At 61.0% G+C, this 241-nt stretch carries 1 protein-coding gene; it reads left to right on the top strand.

The features are described 5' to 3' along the window. Positions 1 to 107 (top strand): D-aminoacyl-tRNA deacylase (locus ACNQO6_RS18500; protein ID WP_440209921.1); only part of this gene is annotated, 107 nt, incomplete at its 5' end. Between the last annotated feature and the right edge of the window lie 134 nt (positions 108 to 241).

Below are 241 nucleotides of genomic sequence, written 5' to 3'. Positions count from 1 at the left end.
AACTGGCGCGGGAGGCCTATCCGCAGGTGGCGACCGGGCGTTTCGGCGCCGACATGCAGGTGCACCTGGTCAACGACGGGCCGGTGACCTTCCTGCTGGAGAGTTGATCGGCGTCGAGGGGATTTTCCCCAAGGTGCTTCAGGGAGGGATGGCGGGGCCGGAACGGTGAATTTTTGTGACAGATACATGGCCTTTTGTCACAACCTCGGTGCATCATCCGCACGCCGATTTCATGCTGTAC

The sequence above is a fragment of the Acinetobacter calcoaceticus genome (genome assembly GCF_051947995.1).
In the GTDB taxonomy this organism is placed as follows: Bacteria; Pseudomonadota; Gammaproteobacteria; order Pseudomonadales; family Moraxellaceae; genus Acinetobacter.
Note: the sequence above shows the minus strand (reverse complement) of the source record. Positions and strands in the feature narration are given on the sequence as shown.